This is a genomic window from Limnospira sp. (assembly GCF_051859755.1).
In the GTDB taxonomy this organism is placed as follows: Bacteria; Cyanobacteriota; Cyanobacteriia; order Cyanobacteriales; family Microcoleaceae; genus Limnospira; species Limnospira fusiformis.
On record NZ_JBIMLI010000231.1, the window covers coordinates 4,068 to 4,350 of the forward strand.

The 283-nt window shown below is 53.7% G+C and carries 1 pseudogene; it reads left to right on the forward strand.

Annotated elements, in window-relative coordinates:
- Positions 1-2: 2 nt before the first annotated feature.
- A pseudogene (locus ACTIE0_RS22995) lies at positions 3-283 on the forward strand (DUF4912 domain-containing protein); the annotation flags it as partial.

The window sequence follows — 283 nt, forward strand, 5'->3', positions numbered from 1 at the left end:
GTGTGGGAATGACTGAATCCGGTTCCGCCCTAGGCTATTCTATGTCCGGTGTCGGTATGTCCGGTGTCGGCTTAGGTTACTCCATGTCCGGTGTCGGAATGTCTGGTGTCGGCTTAGGGATAACAGAATCCGGTGTCGGTTTAGGTTACTCCATGTCCGGTGTCGGAATGTCTGGTGTCGGCTTAGGGATAACAGAATCCGGTGTCGGTTTAGGTTACTCCATGTCCGGTGTCGGGTCCGGTGTCGGCTTAGGGATAACAGAATCCGGTGTCGGTTTAGGTTA